The organism is Longitalea arenae (assembly GCF_016924755.1).
Classification (GTDB): Bacteria; Bacteroidota; Bacteroidia; order Chitinophagales; family Chitinophagaceae; genus Niastella; species Niastella arenae.
Genome location: NZ_JAFFJX010000021.1, coordinates 43,170 through 61,827, shown reverse-complemented (window position 1 = coordinate 61,827; position 18,658 = coordinate 43,170). Strand labels below are relative to the sequence as shown.

Genomic DNA, 18,658 nt, shown 5'->3' with positions numbered 1-18,658 from the left:
AATGGCAGCAACCAAAACCAGGTCGATCGTTTTCATTACCGGAGCCTTTGTTACCAGCGCCTGCTGGGACGAATGGCGGGAATACTTTGAACGCAGGGGTTTTTCAACAATTGCGCCGCCATGGCCGTTTAAGGTAGGTACAGCCGCTGAGCTGAGAGATAAGCAGCCAAATGATATTGAGCTGGCCCGCCTCACCCTGCCGCAGCTGATAGACCATTACGCGGCTATTGTAAAAAGCTATCCTGAAAAGCCGATCGTAATTGGCCATTCGCTGGGTGGTTTAATAACGCAAATACTGGTGAACAGAGACCTGGTGGCAGCAGGTGTGGCAATACATTCCGTACCAACGCTGGGTGTTTTTCCTTATGAGTTTTCATTTTTAAAAGCCGGCTGGAAATCGCTGGGCTTGTTTACCTCCATCAATAAGACCTATCTGATGTCTTTCAAAGACTGGCAATATGCATTTGTAAACGATATGCCATTGATAGAACAGAAAGCTGCCTATGAGAAATTCACCATACCCGAATCCAAACGCGTAGCCCGCGGGGGATTGACATCGGCCGCCAGCGTTGATTACGCCAAAGCGCATCCCCCATTGTTGCTTACAGCAGGTACAACCGATAATATTATTCCTGCTCATCTTAATTACCGCAATTTCAGGAAATACAAAAAGAATGGTTCTGTGCTCGACTATAAAGAATTTGAAGGCAGAAATCATTTTGTGTTAGGGCAACCAGGTTGGGAAGCAGATGCCGCTTATGTTCTGGATTGGATAACCAATAAAATTTAAAAATATGGAGCAAGAAATTAAGCTGGTGGATTATGCCACAGATCCACGCATCGATACAAGAACCAAAGAATTTTTAAAAGTGTTGAATACCAGCGGTGGTAAACCATTGGAAACGCTTTCACCGAAAGAAGCCCGCCAGGTACTGGTAAATGCGCAGGCTTCCGTAAAAGTTGACCTTTCCGGGATCGAGGAATCGGAAAAAACCATTACTGCTGACGGACATACCATTAAACTGAATATCGTTCGTCCGGAAGGAGTTAGCGGCGCCCTGCCTGTGTTCATCTTTATTCATGGGGGCGGATGGGTATTGGGTGATTATCCCACCCACAAAAGAATGGTCCGCGACCTGGTAGTGCTCACGGGTTATTGTGGTGTGTTTGTCAATTACACGCCGGCGCCCGAGGCTAAATATCCTACCCAGGTGAATGAAATTTATGCAGCTACCAAATGGGTGGCAGAAAATGGTGCAGCGATCAATGTAGATGGAAAGAACCTGGCCATAGTTGGTAATAGCGTGGGTGGCAATATGAGCACAGTAACGGCCATTAAAGCCAAAGAAAACAATGGCCCCGAGATCAAGGTACAAATACTCTTCTGGCCCATAGTCGATGCTGATTTCGAGACCGGCTCATATAAGCAATTCGGTAAGGACAGGTTCCTCACTACCCCGCTTATGAAATGGATGTACGATCATTATACAACCGATCCCAAACAACGCAGGGAGATCTATGCTTCCCCCTTACAGGCAAGCGTTGAGCAACTGAAAGGATTGCCACCTGCATTGATCCAGGTTGCTGAAAATGACATCCTGCGCGATGAAGGGGAAGCCTATGGAAGAAAGCTCGATGAAGCCGGTGTACCGGTGGCGCTGGTGCGCTATGATGGTATGATACATGATTATGGTTTGCTGAATGCGCTCGCCGAATTACCTGCCGTTAAATCGGCTTTTGTACAGGCTGCCGCAGAATTGAAAAGATATCTCAGGTAATCGAAAACATTCTTCACGCTTAAAAAGGATATAGACAAAATGAAAAGGACATTCATGAAAAGTATTGGCATTGTTGCAGCGATCCTGCTGTCAACAGCCCTGTATGCGCAGAAACCCTCGCCTGAATTATTAAATCCATCGAACCACGCCCTTGTACTGATCGATAACGAAGGACAAATGGCATTTGCCACCCACAGCATTGCCATCGACCAGCTTCGTAACAATACGGCCATTGTTGCCGGGGCATCGAAAATATTCAGCGTGCCCACCGTGGTAACAACGGTAGCTGAAAGATCTTTCAGTGGCCCGGTGTTTCCCGAAGTGAGCGAATTCTATCCGAAAGAAAGCAGCAATTATATCGACAGAACCAGCATGAATACCTGGGAAGATGTAAATGCACATAAAGCCATTGTTGGCAAAGGAAAGAAGCGGCTGGTTTTTGCAGGTTTATGGACAAGCGTTTGCATCGTTGGGCCTGCTTTATCTGCTATTTCTGAAGGATACGAAGTGTTTGTAATTACAGACGCCTGTGGCGATGTAAGCAAGGAAGCGCATGATATGGCCATTCAACGCATGATCATGGCAGGAGCAAAACCAATCACGTCTATTCAATACCTTCTGGAGTTGCAGCGCGACTGGGCCAGAAGCAATACCTATAAACCGGTTACCGACCTGGTAAAAAAGTACGGGGGCGCTTATGGCGTCGGCATCTTATATGCCCATGATATGTTAAAACACTAACAGGAGTAAGGTTCATTATAGACAGGGGCCGGTTTTTTTGCCGGCCCTTTTTTTAAAATTACCATTATGCGAAAAGGACTTTTTTCGGGCGTTTTATTATGCCTGCTCTTTTCCCTGCAGATCCAGGCCCAAACAAAGGCAGATCTCATTATCATCAATGGAAAAATAACTACCCTCGATACGGCCCGGCGTGAAGTGGCGGCCGTAGCCATAACAAAGAACAGGATAACAGCCACCGGAACAAATCCTGAAATATTGAAATGGAAAGGCAAAACCACAAAGGTTATCGATGCCCATAACAATCGTGTAATACCGGGATTGTTTGATAGCCACCTGCATGTGATCAGGGGTGGGCGGTTTTATAATAGTGAACTAAGATGGGATGGCGTAACATCTTTAAAGCGGGCATTGGAAATGCTGACAGAACAGGCGAAAAGAACACCAGCCGGGCAATGGGTACGCGTAGTTGGTGGCTGGAATGAATACCAGTTCGAAGAGAAAAGGGTGCCGACAATAGCAGAAATAAATGAAGCAACAGGAAATGTGCCCGCTTTTATTTTGTACTTATATGGAAAAGCATGGTTGAACAAGGCCGGTTTGCAAAAGCTGCAGATCACGGGTGAAACGCCAAATCCGCCAGGTGGGTTGATAGAGAAAGACAACGAAGGAGAGCCAACCGGCTTGCTGGTGGCGGAGCCCAATGCATTTATACTGTATGCTACCCTGGCCAAGCTCCCTGAACTATCCATTGAAGAAAAGATCAACTCCACCATGCAATACATGACCGAATTGAATCGCCTGGGTGTAACAGCGGTCATGGATGCAGGTGGCGGCTTTCAAAACTTTCCCGACGACTATGGCATAACCGATTCATTGAATAAGGCAGGAAAGATCACAGTGCGGCTCCCCTATTTTTTGTTTGCACAGAAAAAAGGCACCGAGTTGAATGATTTTACCAGGTGGACAGGCATGGTTGACATAGATACAGATGGAAAACACGAAGACGCAAAAGTGGATTATCATGTAAACGGCGGCGGCGAAAACCTGGTCATGGACGCGGCGGATTTTGAGAATTTTTTGTTTCCACGGCCTGAATTACCTGCTACAATGGAAAATAAGCTGAAAGCGGTGATCAGCTTACTGGTAAAAAAGCGCTGGCCTTTCCGCTTACATGCAACGTATAACGAAAGTATCACCCGCGACCTCGATGTTATTGAAGAGATCAATAAAGAAACCCCATTGAGTGGATTGGTTTGGTTCTTTGATCATGCCGAAACCATCAGTGAAGAAAACCTGCGACGGATCAAAACACTTGGCGGTGGTATAGCCATTCAACACCGGATGGCTTACCAGGGCGAACATTTTATTCACCGGTATGGAAAAAAAACCGCCATGAGTGCACCCCCCGTTAAAAAAATGCTGGAACTGGGCATACCGGTAGGTTTAGGTACCGATGGAACCCGGGTGGCCAGTTATAATCCGTGGATGGCTTTATACTGGATCACCAGCGGCAAAACGATCGGTGGTACCGTGGTTATGGCCAAAGAAAGTACCCTTAGCAGGTTAGCGGCTTTGCAGCTGATCACCACAGGTAGTTATGGTTTGATCAAAGAACAGGCAAAAGGTAAGATCCAAAAAGGGTATTATGCCGACCTGGTCATACTCAACAAAGATTATTTTACGGTGCCGGAAGAAGAGATCCGGACGATCAGGGCCAGCCTGACAATTGTGAACGGACAACCGGTGTATGCTGATGCGCAATATGCGTCATGGGCGCCTGCTGCGCCGGCGGTTATACCCACATGGAGCCCGGTTAAGTATTATGGCGGTTATCAGTATTAAGCAGGTGTGTCCCATTTTGCTGCAAGAATGTAAACACATCTGGCACAGTTCAAAAGTTATCATCAGCCGGAAGTATACGTTATGCGCCTTATTTATTTTTCAGGTTTACTTTTTATGGGCCTCCCTGGTTTTACGCAAGACCTGCCAGCTTTTAGATCGTTGCGCTATGATGAAGATTATTCTTTTTTGAAAAGCGATACGGGCAACAATTGGTATAAAAGAATAAAATTTGCACCCTTGTCAAAAAGCGCAAACAGTTATATCAGTTATGGAGGTGATCTGCGCTACCAGTATTTTTATATTCAAAATGAAGGCTGGGGTGAAGAGTCTGAAGATAATGATGGTTATATTTTAAGCAGGTGGTTGCTGCACGCTGATCTGCATGCCAGCAGGCATTTAAGAACATTTATACAATTGCAAAGCAGTCTGGCCAATAGCCGGCAGGCTGCCAGTGCCGTTGATGATAACCCTTTGGAAGTGCACCAGGCCTTTATTGATTACCAGGTAAATCCGGGTGGCAAAAACTACATGATCTTCCGTGCCGGCCGGCAGGAATTATTATACGGATCGCAGCGGTTGGTGTCGGTTCGGGAAGGTCCTAATAACAGGCAATCCTTCGATGGCCTTCGATCGATCTTTCATTCAGGGAATTTCAAAGCGGATCTTTTTTACAGTCATTATGTGGCGGCCAGGAAGGACATATTTGATGATGGGTTTAATAAGGATACCAGGTTCTGGGGTGTTTATTGGGTGCAAAGCAATGTGCCCGTCTTAAAGAATATCGACCTCTATTACCTGGGTTTACATAAGAAAACAGCCAGCTTCGATGCGGGTTCGGGAAAAGAATTGCGCCACAGCATTGGCGCACGGGTATGGAATGGCAAAGGCGCCACCGGATATGATCTTGAAACTGTTTATCAGTTTGGTAAATTTTCAGGCCGGTCTATTTCGGCGTGGACGGCTTCTATGAATATATCACACCGGTTTAATAGTATTAAATGGAAGCCCGAAGCAGGTTTGAAAATGGAATTGATCAGTGGGGACAAACATGCAGCGGACAGCAGCTTGCAGACCTTCAATCCGCTGTTTCCGCGAGGTGCTTATTTTGGGTTGGCTGCGTTGATTGGGCCTTATAATTTATTCGATGTGCACCCTTCGCTGTCATTGCAATTATTAAGGCGGCTGAACTTCGAAATAGATTGTGATGTGTTGTGGCGTTACAGCGAGGGGGATGGTTTGTACGCAGTGAATGGGACACTCCTTTATTCGGGTAAACAGCTGGCGGAAAAATATATTGGTAAACAGCTTGCGGCAGCACTGGTGTATAACGCCAATGCCTATTTTTTTGTCCAGGCCGAGTTTACCTGGTTTGATGCGGGAGCTTATTTGCAAAAGGCTGGTACCGGAAATGATATTCTGTTTGCCGGGGTGACGGCGCAGCTGAAGTTTTAGTTTGGAGATATTTCTTCGTTTTTCTCCTCAATATAATCGAACTGGTTTTGCAAATGGATGTTGTAAATAACGAAATTATCGAACTTACAATATTAGAATCTATGATCAGGGAAATTGAAATACTTGCGGCAGACCTGCAGGCGATAACAAAGTTCTATGGAGGGGTCCTGGAGCTACCCGCATTGGCAGTACCTGCAGGCCAGGCAGCTTTCGAGGTAGGAGAAACAAAACTTATTTTCAGGGAAATGGCCGGTATCGAGCCCTATTATCATTTTGCCATTGATATACCACATAACAAATTGTACGATGCGTATCACTGGATGCAAAACAAGGCGGCGCTGTTGCCGGTGGAGCATGAAACGGTCTTTACGCAGTTTATCAATTGGAATGCGCAGTCTTTTTATTTCTTTGATAGCAGTGGCAATTTGCTCGAGTTTATTTGCCGCTATGACGTGGCCAATTCATCTTCGCAGCCATTTTCGGCGCGATCGTTTCAGTATATAAGTGAAATTGGTATTGTGACGAATAATGTTAACGAGGAGGTAAAGGAATTAGGTGAACGTTATGGGTTAGCGCCATATAAAAGGCAGCCTGTGCTCGAGAACTTTGCAGCTGTAGGCGATGAAGAAGGTTTGCTGATCATTTCAGCCGCGGGAAGGAACTGGTATCCTACCGAAAAAGCCGCAAGCAGGTTTTTTACAAGAGTGGCGATGGATGGAACGGACAGAAAACAGATTTTGGAGATGATATTTGAATAAATGGCCGGGAAAAAATTTTATCATTTTGAAGCATATTTTTCGGGAAATCAATTTTTTAAGTAAATTTGCACCCCCAAAGGCAGTCTTCAGGTGATCAGAATCAACCCCATAAAGGTCAAAAAAGCCTGAAAAAACTGTAATTCGGGTGGTGGCGCAGCCCGGTAGCGCATCCCGCCTGTGGCGGGAGGGTCGCTAGTTAAAGATCCTTATGTTTTTTGTATATATATTATATAGTAGTTCTTTAGATAAGTAATATGTTGGAAGTACTGATAATGTAGCGAAAAGATTTGACCAACATAATTGTGGAAAAGGAAAGTTTACATCAACAGGAGTTCCCTGGATTCTAATTACTACATTTAGCTGTAACTCAAGAAGTGAAGCATTAGTATTAGAAAAGAAAGTAAAAAAAAGAGGAATTAAAAGATACTTACAGGATAATCGTCTTGTATAGTTTCGGGTGGTGGCGCAGCCCGGTAGCGCACTTGTATGGGGTGCAAGGGGTCGCTGGTTCGAATCCAGTCCACCCGACGAAATGGATGTCAAACATCCCAAAGGCTTATAAAACTGAGGTTTTATAGGCCTTTTTTCATGTGCGCCATGCATGGCGATAAACTTGACGGAGCTGTAACATCATAATTGCTTTCATGCCCTTGCCACGAGAGGAAAGGGATTTGTTCCCCTGTCGCGCTGTTTTTTTCAAATAATCAATAAACCGCCGTTGTGGGCGCCAACCAGCATGCATCCATCTTTATCATTTTTTGAATGGCGCTGATGGTATTTTCTAATGGTCTTAAAGAAGTATTGTTCCCGGATTTGAATTTCGCATTATAAAAATTTGCTTTAACCGGGTTATTAATATTCAGCCCTTTTGCAGTGCCTATCCAAAGATGATGATCAGGATTTTCGGCGATCACTCTAATGTAGTTGGATCTAAGAGAAGTTAGCGATAGCAGACACAGGCAAAAAGCTGGTAATAGTTTGGTCATAATGTTGATAGTTTAATGGTATGATACAATGAGTGCTCTGCCCTGTCAATTTTTCATTTTTTTAGTTCTTTTGATAATTTTAATGATCTGCCGACAAAAATTCTTTCAGCACTTCCACGGTTCGGGTCAGTTGATCATGATGCAGATTATGGCCTGCCCCATCGATGTGCACCAGCTTTCCTTTCTGCATCACACGCACGACTTCTTCATTGGCTTTACGCACTTCGGGTGATGCATCGGCCTTCAGTATAATGGCCGGCGCCTGTATTTTTGCCAGCGCATCTCCGGTATTCATGGTGCCGCTCATCGCCTGCCAGGCTTCGTTTGTATAGGCACCGTGATATTGTTTTTTCGAGAGCGCCCAATAGTACACATCTACACTGTCCCATTTCGGAAACTGCCGGCGGCCGGTGGCTACCAGGTCTTCGAATTTATAATTGTTCTGCGCTACCAGCGATTCCGCGCTTCCAAACATGTTGACGGAAAGCCGGTCGGGCGCTGTAGGTTGGGCTGGTTGCGCCGGAGCCGGTGGCCGGTTACGGGCGCTATCGCGCGCAGAGCTTCCCCCTGGCCTCCCGCCGGAAAATCGCCCAAGCATAGGGTCTAACATAATGATGGCTTTCGCCAGCTCCGGATACTCAGCACCTACCCGCATCACCGTAGCGGCGCCCATCGAATGGCCAATCAGGATGGGCTTTTCCCATTTCATGGCCTGTACAAATGCGACGACGTCTTTCACCAACGTTTCACCATTGTCAGCACACGTAAATGGATCTGTTAAACCATGGCCCCTGGCATCGAGCATATAAATATCATACGCGTTTTGCAGCTTCAGGGCCAGCGTGGTCCAGCAAAGGCCATTATCGGTAACGCCATGCACCATTACCATCACGGGTTTGCCCTGTGCAGGCGCGGCATGATAATAGTGAATACGGATACCGTTTGCATATGCATACCCATCTGACCAGCCAGTGGGAATTTTTGCCAGTTGGGCATTTACCATCATTGCCGGCCCCAGCAACAGCAATGCAGACAGTTGCAAGTAAGCTTTTATTATTTGATAGTTTCTTAAGTTACTCATGCGTTTTATTTAATACTGTTTTGAATAAAAAGCCTGTTGAGCTCATCATACACGTTCAATAACCCGTTCGATTTGCCCTGTCTGTCGAACACGGCTTCCCAGGTATTCAATGGCTCCCAGCTAGCCGAACCTTTTCCATGACCGCCAAATACATCGGAAGCCAGTCTTCTTTTTTCAGGGGAGAATATTCAACAATGATCACATCATTACTGTATCGGCGTGCCAGATCATTCAAATTGTACCGAAGTCTTCGAGCGTACAATGCCATTTGGGATAGTAAGAAAGTCCTATTACATCGAAAGGCACTTGCCGTTGCAACATGTTGTCATAGAATAACAGGCATTCGTCGTTTTTTCCGCCCAACGCCACATGCAGCATGATGGTGGTTGGCGGCGCCACCGCCCTGAATCAGGTCGGCTAAAACTACACTGGTTGGGCGCCAATGGCTTGTCGCCTCGTTTATTCTTTTGGTTCTGGTGTTCAAATCTGCTCGTTAGCTGACCGCTCCTACAGCTTTTCCGCTATTTTAGCAGTTATGAGTTAATTTGATAATGTGATAATTCTTCAAGGTCGCGCAGTTCCCATTAAAGCGAAGCTCACGCCGTAGGATCTGTATTCCATTATCACATTTTCGATTTATCACATTTATTGCACGATGCGTTGTCTTTTTGTCTTGTTGTTGGTGTTGGTGTTGGTCATTTACCCGGCTGTCTGTTTATCGCAGCCCACTAACTTTCATTTCAAAATTGGCCAACCAGGGGCTTTCGAACAGCACCATTGAATACATTTTCCCGGACGATCGTGGATTTATCTGGTTTGGCACGCGGGACGGCTTAAACCGTTCGACGGTAATCATATGGTGGTGTACCGTTACAGCTCCAGGACAGCACTAATATTAGTGATAATTATATCCGCTGTATCAACCAGGCCTCACCGATCTATTGCATGAGCGGCCTCGCCTTCGGGTATATGCCAGGTGAACGTTGCTGATTGTAGCCCGGATGATGTAGCCGTTAACACTATGTCGCCGGATTCTTTCGTCCTTTGCACAATTACCTGCGCCAGACCATTGAAGAGTTTCCGCTTCCAGGGTTCAGCCGGTGTAACCAGTTGGATCAATCCCGGATCGGTGTTCACATTTTCCCAGTCATGTTGCCTGGGAATAGGCGTAGCTACTATGGCAATACTATTTTTTCCGGCTTGCAGCATCTTTTTATCCAACGGGTAACCATCCCTGGTTTCATTTTCTTTTTGATTGCGTGCAATCTCTTTTCCATTTATATATATCGACTGCTCGCGGCCAATATTTTTATAAAACAAAGTAATTGTAGATGCGGAAAAATTCTCAGTCAGCATAAAGCTGCCACGATATACATAAGCTTTCGCCAGCTTTTTATAATCCCTGTCCTTGAATGCCTCTTTCCAGTTTGTATCGTCTATGGTCATACCTGTTTCATTTATAACATCGAAACTATCTATTGCTTTCTCTTTCAGGTTTTCGATCTTAATGGTTTCAATAGTTTCAATGAATCTGTCTTTTTCAAGCGAAGTTGGATCACCATTACCTACACCAATTATTTTACCCGGGCCCTGAATGGCAAAAGTGATTTCGTTGGCGGCCGTTGGTACGGCAAGATTGTTTTTATCAAGCGCTTCCACCGTTACAATGGCTATGTCATCACAACCTGAAGTAAGCGATTTCTTGTGGGATGTTAACCGGATAGAAGCTGGTTCTTTTGTCGTTTGAACCACATAGGTCAGGAGCTTTTTTCCGGCTTTGTATCCAACTGCTTCCAGTTTCCCGGGCGCATAGGCCACTTTCCATTCGAGATGCCCATTAATGTTCATTTTTTTTCTTCCAAGGCTCTTTTTATTCAGAAAAAGTTCTACTTCGTCGCAATTGCTGTAAGCCCAGACATCGATCATTTTCCCCTCCTGCCCGTTCCAGCCTGTCCCGTCTTTAGCCAGGTTCCAGTGTGGCAGCAGGTGCAAAACGGGTTCCTTTCCCCACCACGACTTCAAATAGTATGCATTATCTTTCGGAAAACCGCAAATATCCATCATGCCAAAATAAGATGTAACAGAAGGCCATCCGTACGGAGTGGGCTCACCCCGGTAATCAAAACCGGTCCAAATAAACATGCCTGCGAGGTAAGGTCTTTCTGCATAGAACCGCCATCCTTCTTCAATACTATAAAAAGTTGGCCGTGGTTTTCGATCATACGCGGCCTGGTAATGTTTGTTGTCGTCGGTTACATAAATACCTCTTGTAGCAAAGGTCGACCCTTCTTCAGTTCCCATACCAGGTTGGTTTGGAAAACGTTTCTGGTGCGCATCAATATCACCATTACCCAGGTAATTATAGCCCATTACCTGCAATACATCCGAAATACCGCTGCGGAAACCTCCGCTGATGCCCGCTGTTGCGGGGCGTGTGGAATCGAGACTATTGGCAAAAGCCTGCAGGGTTGCAGCAATGCGTTCACCGGTAATATTGTTTTCAATGGCCCATTCTTCATTTCCGACCGACCAGCCGATCACAGAAGGATGGTTGCGGTCGCGAGTGATCATTCGCTTCAGTTCATTCAACCCATCGGCTGTCGTACGCGTCAACCGGTTCTCATCAAGCACCAACATACCTAACCGGTCACAGGCGTCTAACAATTCGGGCGTGGGCGGATGATGCGCGCATCGGTAAGCGTTAGCTCCTATGTCTTTCAGGGTTTTAATACGCCAGTACTGCAATTCGTCGGGTATCGCGGTGCCAACGCCGGCATGGTCCTGGTGATTATTGGTGCCCTTCAGCTTCAGGGGCTTTCCATTGAGGAAAAAACCTGCTGAAGCATCAAAGCGGATCGTGCGAATGCCGAAGGTGGTTTCATACTGATCGGTGGTATCTGCTTTTTCTCTAATACTTGTAACAAGCTTGTACAAATAAGGAGCATCAATGTCCCACAGCTTTGCTTCGTTTACAGAGAGATCGGTGGCCACTTCCCTGGTTTGAAAGGGCGCCAGCGAAACTGCGGTGTTTATTTTAGTGATTATAATTTTTCCATCAGCATCGAGAATGGTTTGTATCACGTCAATGGTCTTGCTTTCTTTCGCTTCATTCATCACATCTGTTTTTACGCTCACCACGGCGGTCTTTCCCTGTACCTGTGCGGTAACGAATGTACCATTCGCGGCTACATGCACAGGCGCCGTTTTGGTAAGCCATACATGGCGATAAATTCCTGCTCCTTCATAAAACCAGCCTTCTTCCATGGTTGCATCCACACGTACGGCGATCACATTTTCGCCGCCATAGTTCAGCACATCGGTAATATCATATTGGAAGCTGTTGTACCCGCTTTGCTCTGTACCAAGGTAATGTCCATTTACCCACACGATGGAATTGCGGAAAACGCCATCAAAAACAATTGAGATCCGCTTACCCAGATCGGCAGCAGGAACCGTAAATATTTTCCGATACCAGCCTACACTTCGCTCAGGGAACGCCCGGCCGATGGCTTTGAACCCATGACTAAAACTGGCATTCGGGCTAAATGGCTGTTCAACCGCCCAATCATGTGGCAGATCCAGCTTACGCCAGGCGCGGTCATCAAAAGCGGCTGCGGCTGCTCCATCGCCATTACCAGCCTTTGCTAAATAAGAAAAATAAGCAGTACCGGTACCAAAGTCCTTCTTAACATCATACGGATGACCAAAGGCAAAACGCCAGCCGTGGTCCATTTTCAACCGTTCTCTTTTCTCTGCTTTTTTTTGTGAAAAGGAAAATATAACTGAAAGCGAAAAAAGAGTTAACAAAAAAAGATTTTTATAATATTTCATATACGCTGGTGCTGGAAATTGGGAATGCTTCCTACGAAGCTTTCCCAGGTATCGGTGAAAGATTCATTTACGTCCGTAGTTAAAAGAAATAGTATTCCTGTCGAATCAGCAAATTATTGACCTGTAGCTTCATCATAATTTTGTCTCTTGCTTTTGCCATGTGCCGATGGCCCCGTTTATTTTAATGAACTGTATTTGAAATGCTTAAACGTTACTTTGCCATCGCCTATAGCGCACAACCCTATTCGCAAACTTAAAAATCCGTTGAGCACATTATGATGCATGCCCGAAACCTCCAATGAGTTCTCAACCTTTTTCCATGTAAGCCCATCATTACTGTAATACATATCTACTGTGTTGTTGATATTTTTCAGGCGAAGATATACGTGATTGTTTATTACATCTTTTTCAGTGACGAACTGCCAGCTATGAATATTTGCCAAAATATTCTCCTTATCGGCCAGTATACCCGAAAAGGCATTATTATTGTAGAAAAGCACCAATCCGCCGGTTGCTTTTCCTTCGATCAACAGCTCTACTTCAGCAGTATAAGAGTGGTGCGATGGGATACAAAGCAAGGGTGAGGAATTGCCCACCCCATTCCCTTTTGCTTTTATCACAATACTATTATCAACCAGTTGAAATCTTGTTGTATCGTATTCCCCAAAGAATTTCCAGTGAGGCTTTAGTTTACTGCCTTCGAAATCATCATTCAATGTAAACCAAGGTGCAGATGCCTTTAAACGCGGTCTTGCGATTGGCTTGCTGTCTGTTGTGCCCGATGCTACTTTATACCAGCCGTCTTTTGTCCATTCAATAGCTTGCAATAAAGTCTGACGTCCCATATTATAAAAACCTTTTTCATAGGCATGAAAAACCATCCACCATTTTCCCTTCGCATCTTCGAAAAGAGTACCATGCCCTTTTGAACACCACTGCTCCTTATTATTGGTGGTTCGGATGATGGGATTATAAGGAGAATTCTCCCATGGACCGGCCAGCGATTTGGAGCGGGCCGAAATTACCATGTGGCCTGTAACCGGACCGGCCGTTCCGCCCTGTGCAACGGTGAGGTAATAATATTCGCCGCGCTTTACCAGTTTGGGGCCTTCCATACAAAAACACTCGATCGTCCAATCGCGCGGTATCGGCCAACCGCTGTATGAAGGCTTATATTCGCCAGTAACAGAAAGCCCGTCTTCAGCCAAAGGAACATATCCCCCATTGCTGAAAAACAGATACCGCTTTCCCTTTTCATCTGTTACATGACCTGGGTCTATGTTGCCAATTTTGAGATCGACCGGATCGCTCCATTTGCCGTTTATGGAATCGGCTGTTACAACATAGTTTGTATTATTGGCGGGGAAATAGATATAGTATTTATTTTTATATTTCACGAGGTCCGGCGCCCATACAGAACCAACATTTTTGTATAAGGCATTTGTTACCGGTTCCCAGTTGATCAGGTCTTTTGAATGCCAGATCAGCAAGCCGGGATAATACTCGAAAGACGAGTGCACCATATAATAATCATTGCCATCGCGCAATATACTGGGATCGGGATAGTCCCCTGCAAAAATGGGATTTATAAAATAACCAGGTACGTTTTCACTGGCCCTGGTTAGATATTGAGCACTTGTATTAAGTGTTACCAGGATCAGCCAAACAGCTAATATGATCTTATTCATTCCAATTTCTTTATTATGTTGACGATTGCCACAAAACTAGCTTTCTGCTTATTGAAACAGGGGCACAATTGTTACAGATCGGGGTGTGAAATGTTCTATTCCAAATGTTTGGATGCATTATAACATGTTGAACAAGATGATATTACCTAGGGATAAACCCCAGGAAGGGTAACGGCAGTAAACGTACTTTCATAACAGCAATCTTTCTTTTAATGGATGCTGTAAAACTACCCGATGTTCTTTGAAGTATGGTTCTCAAATCTTGCAGATTATGGCAAGAAATGTTGCAACTGCTGAATACATTGAGCCTTTTTAAATCGGTATTTAAGGAATTTAGAGCTTCAAATTCTTCCGGGAGTCTGGAAGATGAAGGCACATAAGCATACTGTTTTTGATTGATTTAGATTTTAATGGCATTGCTCCAAAATCAGCACATACAGCACCTCCCAATAATTGATATGTTTATATCAACTCCAGTTTATCCAGGCCATCATTGTCGCCCGAGATCAGTAAAACAGGCGAATCTATTGTGCCCCCTTATCGAGTAAGGGAGTACAGAATTTATAACCGGAATTTATCCGGACAATGATGTTTTTGAAATCGAATACTTCCTAATCGATTTCCCGGAAACAGGAATTGCCGCTAATGGGCTTCGGGAAATTGTAACTGGGGTCAGGCGTTCGTTGTTTTCGTCAGTTACTTTTGCCCGTTTTTATTGTTTGTTTGCTAATGCCGTTGGGATAAAGTTTTCAACAGATCCTCGAGGTTTTGCATTGACATAGCATATCCTTCTTTGAAGCCCATTTCAATCATTTTTTCCATACGGGCAAGCGATTCGTTATAAATAATAATGCTCACTTTTGTTCTTTCCCCCTGTTCGATAAAATTAAAATCCCAATCTGAACCTGGCAATTCAGGGTTTCCATCCTTGTCTGCAAAAGCATTGAACATTTTGAAATTCGTCTTTGGCGTAATGGAAGTGTATTCCTGGATTGCCCAACGCTCATGACCTTCCGGACTTACCATCGCATAAAACCTACGTCCCCCCACTTCAAAGTTCATATATTTTGTTTTGGCAATCCAGGGTTTAGGTGCCCCCCACTGGTCCAAAAGCTCTGGTTTGGTAAAAGCATCCCATACCAGCGAAAGTTCGGCATCAAATTCTCTGGTTATGAATACTTTTTTCGTTGTTTTGTCAACGGTAAAATCAAATAGCAAATTAGATGTCATTTTTTTTGTTTTTTAAGTGTTGCTAATACTTTATCAAGTTGATTAAATTGGGTTTCCCATATCCTTCTGAATTGATCCAACCATTTATCAATCTCTTTCATTTTTTGAATCTGGAGTGAGTAATAGATCTCCCTGCCCTGCTGTTCCTGTTTTACCAGTTCGCACTCTGTCAATATTTTAATATGTTTTGATACGGCCTGTCTGCTTGTATTAAAATGCTCGGCAAGCTCATTGGGGGTCATTGCCTGCAATGCAATCAGGGCGATGATGGCCCGCCTGGTAGGGTCGGCAATCGCCTGAAAAATATCTCTTCTTGTTTCCATCTTCGGCTTATTTGCAACTATGTGGTTGCAAATATAAGTGCAATTATTTGGTTGCGCAACATTTTTATTGGTAAACCCCCATTATCATCTTTTGTTGATAGCTAGACCGTGCGGCTCTCGATGACCTATAATTGAAAATACCAAATGGTTACCAAATAGGGTGTTGTTCAAGTTTGACATTCGTGTGCTATCTTGCAACCCTGTGGATGCTGATTTTTTTCCAACATTAAATAACAATTATATGAAGTATTCGGCCTTTTTAAGCCTGCTCTTCCTGTTTGCCTGCGGATACAATAGAAATGAAATGAGGACAAAACTTTTGATCGAACAGGAAATTTTAAAGGATAGCGCAAATAGAATAAATGACAGGATTGGCGGCTATGTGGAAAAAGGCGTTTACGATAACGCAAGGGCCACAAAAAAACAACTTGCGAGCGTTCATGCCCGGTTGATCGCTATTCAATCGGCAATGGATAGTCTTGAAAACATAAAATAATTGTCGCGGAAATTTCAAAACAGATGGTAAAAATAAAAAAGGCTTATAAAACCTGCGTTGTATAAGCCTTTATGTTTAGAACCGGTCTAACACAAAACATATGAAGCGTGATGTGACCCGGTGAACACCTACTCAAACCAGAGACCCTCTACCACGGAATTTCACCGCTGTCAGGGTTCGTTTCTTCGCTAAAAAATTTGCCTGTTGGCCCGTCTTGATCTACTAAGGCATATTTGATAATGCGTTTTGCCGCAATAGCTATTTCACCCCCAATAAAGTTCGTAAAATCGGTCTTGGTAAGGCCTGGGCAGACTGCATTTATTTTGAAAGCCGTATCTCGCATTTCATATGCCAGATGAACCGTATACATATTCATAGCCGCTTTTGAAGCGCCATAAGCGGCATATTTTGCATAATGATAAGCCGGCCAATCAGCATTACTTTGAAGGGTGAGTGAGGCTACGCTGGTACTTACATTTACAATTCTTGGGGCCGGTGATCTTCGTAACAGATCCATAAAAGTCTGTGTTACCTGTATTACGCCATACAAATTCGTATCGAATACTTTTTTGTAATGATCAACGCCTGTTTCGAGCGCGTTTTGTGGCACGATCCCGCTGATGCCGGCATTGTTTATCAGTATATCCAGCTGACCTTGTTCGTTTTCAATACTGTTTTTTGCAGACAAAATGGTGCCGGGCTGGGTAACGTCTATTTCGATGGCTCTTATATGTTGAAGGCCATTGCCGGTTAATTCCTGTGCGATAGCTCTTCCTTTCCCAATATCCCGGCTGCCCAGGTAAACAAACAATCCTTCTTTGGCAAGTTGTTTTGCTGTCTCCAGGCCAATGCCTCTGTTGGCTCCTGTAATTAAAACTGATCTCATTTTTTATTTTTTTAATTAACAAAGCAAAATTGCTTCGGATAAAAATGAAACCGTTTACCATTTGGTAAAAACCGGGCTAGCGAAGATTTTTCCTGATCCTGCTTAATGATTGTTGAGTGACGCCGAGATAAGAAGCAATATATGCTAAGGGAACCCGGTTGGTTAACGAGGGATAATTTTCCATAAATTCCAAATACCGGGTCGTGGCATCCTGTGATATTACCGGGCCTTTCCTCGATTTTTGAAACATACATATTTGCACCATCTTGTTTTTGATATTGTCCCAGCCCACAATTATCTGAGAAAGCGCTTCCCAAGCTTGCTTTGAAAATACGATCAGTTTGCAATCGGTACAGGCCTGCAAATATTCTGAAGAGACCGTGTTCGCTTCAAAATTTACATAATCGGCCACTAAACTATTTTCGGCAATAAAGCAACGTGTGATCTCCTCTCCTTCTCTGTTATAATAACATCCACGCATTACGCCTTTCACAATAAAACCCACCTGTTTAGGAATTTTCCCGGCTTCTGAAAAGTACTCGTCTTTACGCAATTCTTTTTCACCTGCGCTTTTTATGACCAGGTCTATTTGCTGCTTGTTCAGGTTGCCAAACTGTAAAATGTAATCTATTAATTGATCCATGCTGCCAAGTTATAAAAAATACATATTGGTGGATTTACCATTTGGTAAATGCCGGTTTGGCACGGCCCTCAATACAAGCCCGGAAAAGCTTCATTACACTTAATTAAATACCTTTGATGCTTTCAAATCCATTTCAACGCTCACATGCAGAACAAACTTCAGGAAACGTTCGGGAATATCGACATCTATCTGTTTGACCAATTGCTGAAAGGCCGTTATGATAACTGCAAAAAGATGCTGGATGCAGGATGCGGTCATGGGCGTAACCTCTTTTATTTTTTACGGAATGGGTACGAGGTGTTCGGTATCGATCCCAATCCACAAGCGGTTGAATCGGTTAGGGAATTATCGGCCAGTCTGGCTCCTGGCAACCCGCTGGAGAATTTTATAGTTTGCCCGGCGGAAAATTTGCCCTATAGCGATGCGGCATTTGACCTGGTTATATGCAGCGCAGTACTACACTTTGCAAAGGACGCAGAGCATTTTGATGCCATGCTGCGATCTATATTCAGGGTATTGAAACCGGGAGGTTATTTTTTTGCGCGTCTGGCGTCGGATATCGGGATAAGGGACCTTGTAAAACGACTAGGGAATGACCGTTATCTACTCCCCGATGGCTCGGAACGTTTTTTAGTGAATGAAGAAACATTGTTGAAATATACCAGCGAGTTTGGAATTTTATACGAGCCCATAAAAACCACCAACGTGCAAAATATGCGGTGCATGACTACCTGGTGCGTACAGAAGCGTTAGCACAGCGGGAATGACGATGTGTGGTGATGTGCCGCCACTGGTAATTTCCGCGTACCATGTAATGTAATTTTAGTAGATACATACTGCAATGGCACCTCAATTGTACCAGACTGGTAGGCTCATGGTGTGCAACAGTACTGAAAGTGCTCTAAGATAGCTCTCAGATAGCT

17 protein-coding genes, 1 tRNA gene and 1 pseudogene are annotated in these 18,658 nt (G+C 44.4%); 10 read left to right on the top strand and 9 right to left on the bottom strand.

Going from position 1 to position 18,658, the window contains the following annotated elements; translation table 11 throughout:
- Position 1: 1 nt before the first annotated feature.
- From JT717_RS25650 to JT717_RS25615, 8 genes and pseudogenes are all read left to right on the top strand, one after another.
- Positions 2-790 carry an alpha/beta hydrolase gene (locus tag JT717_RS25650; RefSeq protein WP_205514020.1) on the top strand — a complete coding sequence of 263 codons (789 nt, stop codon included), beginning with the start codon at positions 2-4 and terminating at the stop codon, positions 788-790.
- 4 nt (positions 791-794) lie between these two features.
- On the top strand, positions 795-1,778 hold the full coding sequence (locus JT717_RS25645; protein WP_205514018.1) for an alpha/beta hydrolase: 984 nt from the start codon (positions 795-797) through the stop codon (positions 1,776-1,778).
- Between the two features lie 39 nt (positions 1,779-1,817).
- Positions 1,818-2,519 (top strand): hydrolase, encoded by a 702-nt coding sequence (locus JT717_RS25640; protein WP_240348430.1) that lies wholly within the window; start codon positions 1,818-1,820, stop codon positions 2,517-2,519.
- Between the two features lie 66 nt (positions 2,520-2,585).
- A complete protein-coding gene (locus JT717_RS25635; RefSeq protein WP_205514016.1) occupies positions 2,586-4,361 on the top strand; it encodes an amidohydrolase in 1,776 nt (591 codons plus the stop codon).
- A gap of 237 nt (positions 4,362-4,598) precedes the next feature.
- A complete protein-coding gene (locus JT717_RS25630; RefSeq protein WP_240348428.1) occupies positions 4,599-5,813 on the top strand; it encodes an alginate export family protein in 1,215 nt (404 codons plus the stop codon).
- 101 nt (positions 5,814-5,914) lie between these two features.
- On the top strand, positions 5,915-6,571 hold the full coding sequence (locus JT717_RS25625) for a VOC family protein (protein ID WP_205514014.1): 657 nt from the start codon (positions 5,915-5,917) through the stop codon (positions 6,569-6,571).
- A gap of 265 nt (positions 6,572-6,836) precedes the next feature.
- Positions 6,837-7,022 (top strand): annotated as a pseudogene (locus JT717_RS28925) (GIY-YIG nuclease family protein); the annotation flags it as partial.
- 3 nt (positions 7,023-7,025) lie between these two features.
- Positions 7,026-7,099, top strand: a tRNA-Pro gene (locus JT717_RS25615).
- Positions 7,100-7,275: 176 nt separating this feature from the next.
- On the opposite strand, the gene JT717_RS25610 is transcribed toward JT717_RS25615, so the two are convergent.
- From JT717_RS25610 to JT717_RS25580, 7 genes are all read right to left on the bottom strand, one after another.
- A complete protein-coding gene (locus tag JT717_RS25610) occupies positions 7,276-7,557 on the bottom strand; it encodes a two-component regulator propeller domain-containing protein (protein WP_205514013.1) in 282 nt (93 codons plus the stop codon).
- Positions 7,558-7,636: 79 nt separating this feature from the next.
- Positions 7,637-8,638, bottom strand: a complete 1,002-nt coding sequence (locus tag JT717_RS25605) for an alpha/beta fold hydrolase (protein WP_205514012.1) — start codon at positions 8,636-8,638, stop codon at positions 7,637-7,639.
- A gap of 231 nt (positions 8,639-8,869) precedes the next feature.
- Positions 8,870-9,037 (bottom strand): glycosyl hydrolase 53 family protein, encoded by a 168-nt coding sequence (locus tag JT717_RS25600; protein ID WP_369411754.1) that lies wholly within the window; start codon positions 9,035-9,037, stop codon positions 8,870-8,872.
- Positions 9,038-9,568: 531 nt separating this feature from the next.
- Positions 9,569-12,445 carry a beta-galactosidase GalA gene (gene galA / locus JT717_RS25595; RefSeq protein ID WP_205514010.1) on the bottom strand — a complete coding sequence of 959 codons (2,877 nt, stop codon included), beginning with the start codon at positions 12,443-12,445 and terminating at the stop codon, positions 9,569-9,571.
- 200 nt (positions 12,446-12,645) lie between these two features.
- Positions 12,646-14,157, bottom strand: coding sequence for a family 43 glycosylhydrolase (locus JT717_RS25590; protein ID WP_205514009.1), 1,512 nt, complete (start codon positions 14,155-14,157; stop codon positions 12,646-12,648).
- Positions 14,158-14,883: 726 nt separating this feature from the next.
- Complete coding sequence (locus tag JT717_RS25585) at positions 14,884-15,387, bottom strand: SRPBCC family protein (RefSeq protein ID WP_205514008.1); 504 nt, start codon at positions 15,385-15,387, stop codon at positions 14,884-14,886.
- On the bottom strand, positions 15,384-15,710 hold the full coding sequence (locus tag JT717_RS25580) for an ArsR/SmtB family transcription factor (RefSeq protein WP_205514007.1): 327 nt from the start codon (positions 15,708-15,710) through the stop codon (positions 15,384-15,386). Before JT717_RS25580 ends, JT717_RS25585 begins: the two co-directional genes overlap by 4 nt.
- 202 nt (positions 15,711-15,912) lie before the next feature.
- On the opposite strand from JT717_RS25580, the gene JT717_RS25575 reads away from it, so the two are divergent.
- Complete coding sequence (locus tag JT717_RS25575) at positions 15,913-16,206, top strand: hypothetical protein (RefSeq protein WP_205514005.1); 294 nt, start codon at positions 15,913-15,915, stop codon at positions 16,204-16,206.
- Between the two features lie 148 nt (positions 16,207-16,354).
- On the opposite strand, the gene JT717_RS25570 is transcribed toward JT717_RS25575, so the two are convergent.
- Together JT717_RS25570 and JT717_RS25565 are read right to left on the bottom strand one after the other, a co-directional pair.
- The gene (locus JT717_RS25570) at positions 16,355-17,092 is read right to left on the bottom strand and encodes an SDR family NAD(P)-dependent oxidoreductase (protein WP_205514003.1); all 738 of its coding nucleotides are present in this window, start codon (positions 17,090-17,092) and stop codon (positions 16,355-16,357) included.
- A gap of 76 nt (positions 17,093-17,168) precedes the next feature.
- On the bottom strand, positions 17,169-17,735 hold the full coding sequence (locus JT717_RS25565; RefSeq protein ID WP_205514001.1) for a Crp/Fnr family transcriptional regulator: 567 nt from the start codon (positions 17,733-17,735) through the stop codon (positions 17,169-17,171).
- Positions 17,736-17,879: 144 nt separating this feature from the next.
- Here JT717_RS25565 and JT717_RS25560 point away from each other — a divergent pair, with 144 nt between their 5' ends.
- Positions 17,880-18,488, top strand: coding sequence for a class I SAM-dependent methyltransferase (locus tag JT717_RS25560; RefSeq protein ID WP_205514000.1), 609 nt, complete (start codon positions 17,880-17,882; stop codon positions 18,486-18,488).
- Positions 18,489-18,658: the final 170 nt, after the last annotated feature.

What these genes read in the sequence shown, in the direction of transcription:
- JT717_RS25645 (WP_205514018.1), top strand. Translation starts at nt 795, where the DNA reads ATGGAGCAAGAAATTAAGCTGGTGGATTATGCCACAGATCCACGCATC.
- JT717_RS25580 (WP_205514007.1), bottom strand. Translation starts at nt 15,710, where the DNA reads ATGGAAACAAGAAGAGATATTTTTCAGGCGATTGCCGACCCTACCAGG.
- JT717_RS25625 (WP_205514014.1), top strand. Translation starts at nt 5,915, where the DNA reads ATGATCAGGGAAATTGAAATACTTGCGGCAGACCTGCAGGCGATAACA.
- JT717_RS25565 (WP_205514001.1), bottom strand. Translation starts at nt 17,735, where the DNA reads ATGGATCAATTAATAGATTACATTTTACAGTTTGGCAACCTGAACAAG.
- JT717_RS25590 (WP_205514009.1), bottom strand. Translation starts at nt 14,157, where the DNA reads ATGAATAAGATCATATTAGCTGTTTGGCTGATCCTGGTAACACTTAAT.
- JT717_RS25610 (WP_205514013.1), bottom strand. Translation starts at nt 7,557, where the DNA reads ATGACCAAACTATTACCAGCTTTTTGCCTGTGTCTGCTATCGCTAACT.
- JT717_RS25585 (WP_205514008.1), bottom strand. Translation starts at nt 15,387, where the DNA reads ATGACATCTAATTTGCTATTTGATTTTACCGTTGACAAAACAACGAAA.
- JT717_RS25640 (WP_240348430.1), top strand. Translation starts at nt 1,818, where the DNA reads ATGAAAAGGACATTCATGAAAAGTATTGGCATTGTTGCAGCGATCCTG.
- JT717_RS25570 (WP_205514003.1), bottom strand. Translation starts at nt 17,092, where the DNA reads ATGAGATCAGTTTTAATTACAGGAGCCAACAGAGGCATTGGCCTGGAG.
- JT717_RS25650 (WP_205514020.1), top strand. Translation starts at nt 2, where the DNA reads ATGGCAGCAACCAAAACCAGGTCGATCGTTTTCATTACCGGAGCCTTT.
- JT717_RS25605 (WP_205514012.1), bottom strand. Translation starts at nt 8,638, where the DNA reads ATGAGTAACTTAAGAAACTATCAAATAATAAAAGCTTACTTGCAACTG.
- JT717_RS25635 (WP_205514016.1), top strand. Translation starts at nt 2,586, where the DNA reads ATGCGAAAAGGACTTTTTTCGGGCGTTTTATTATGCCTGCTCTTTTCC.
- JT717_RS25560 (WP_205514000.1), top strand. Translation starts at nt 17,880, where the DNA reads ATGCAGAACAAACTTCAGGAAACGTTCGGGAATATCGACATCTATCTG.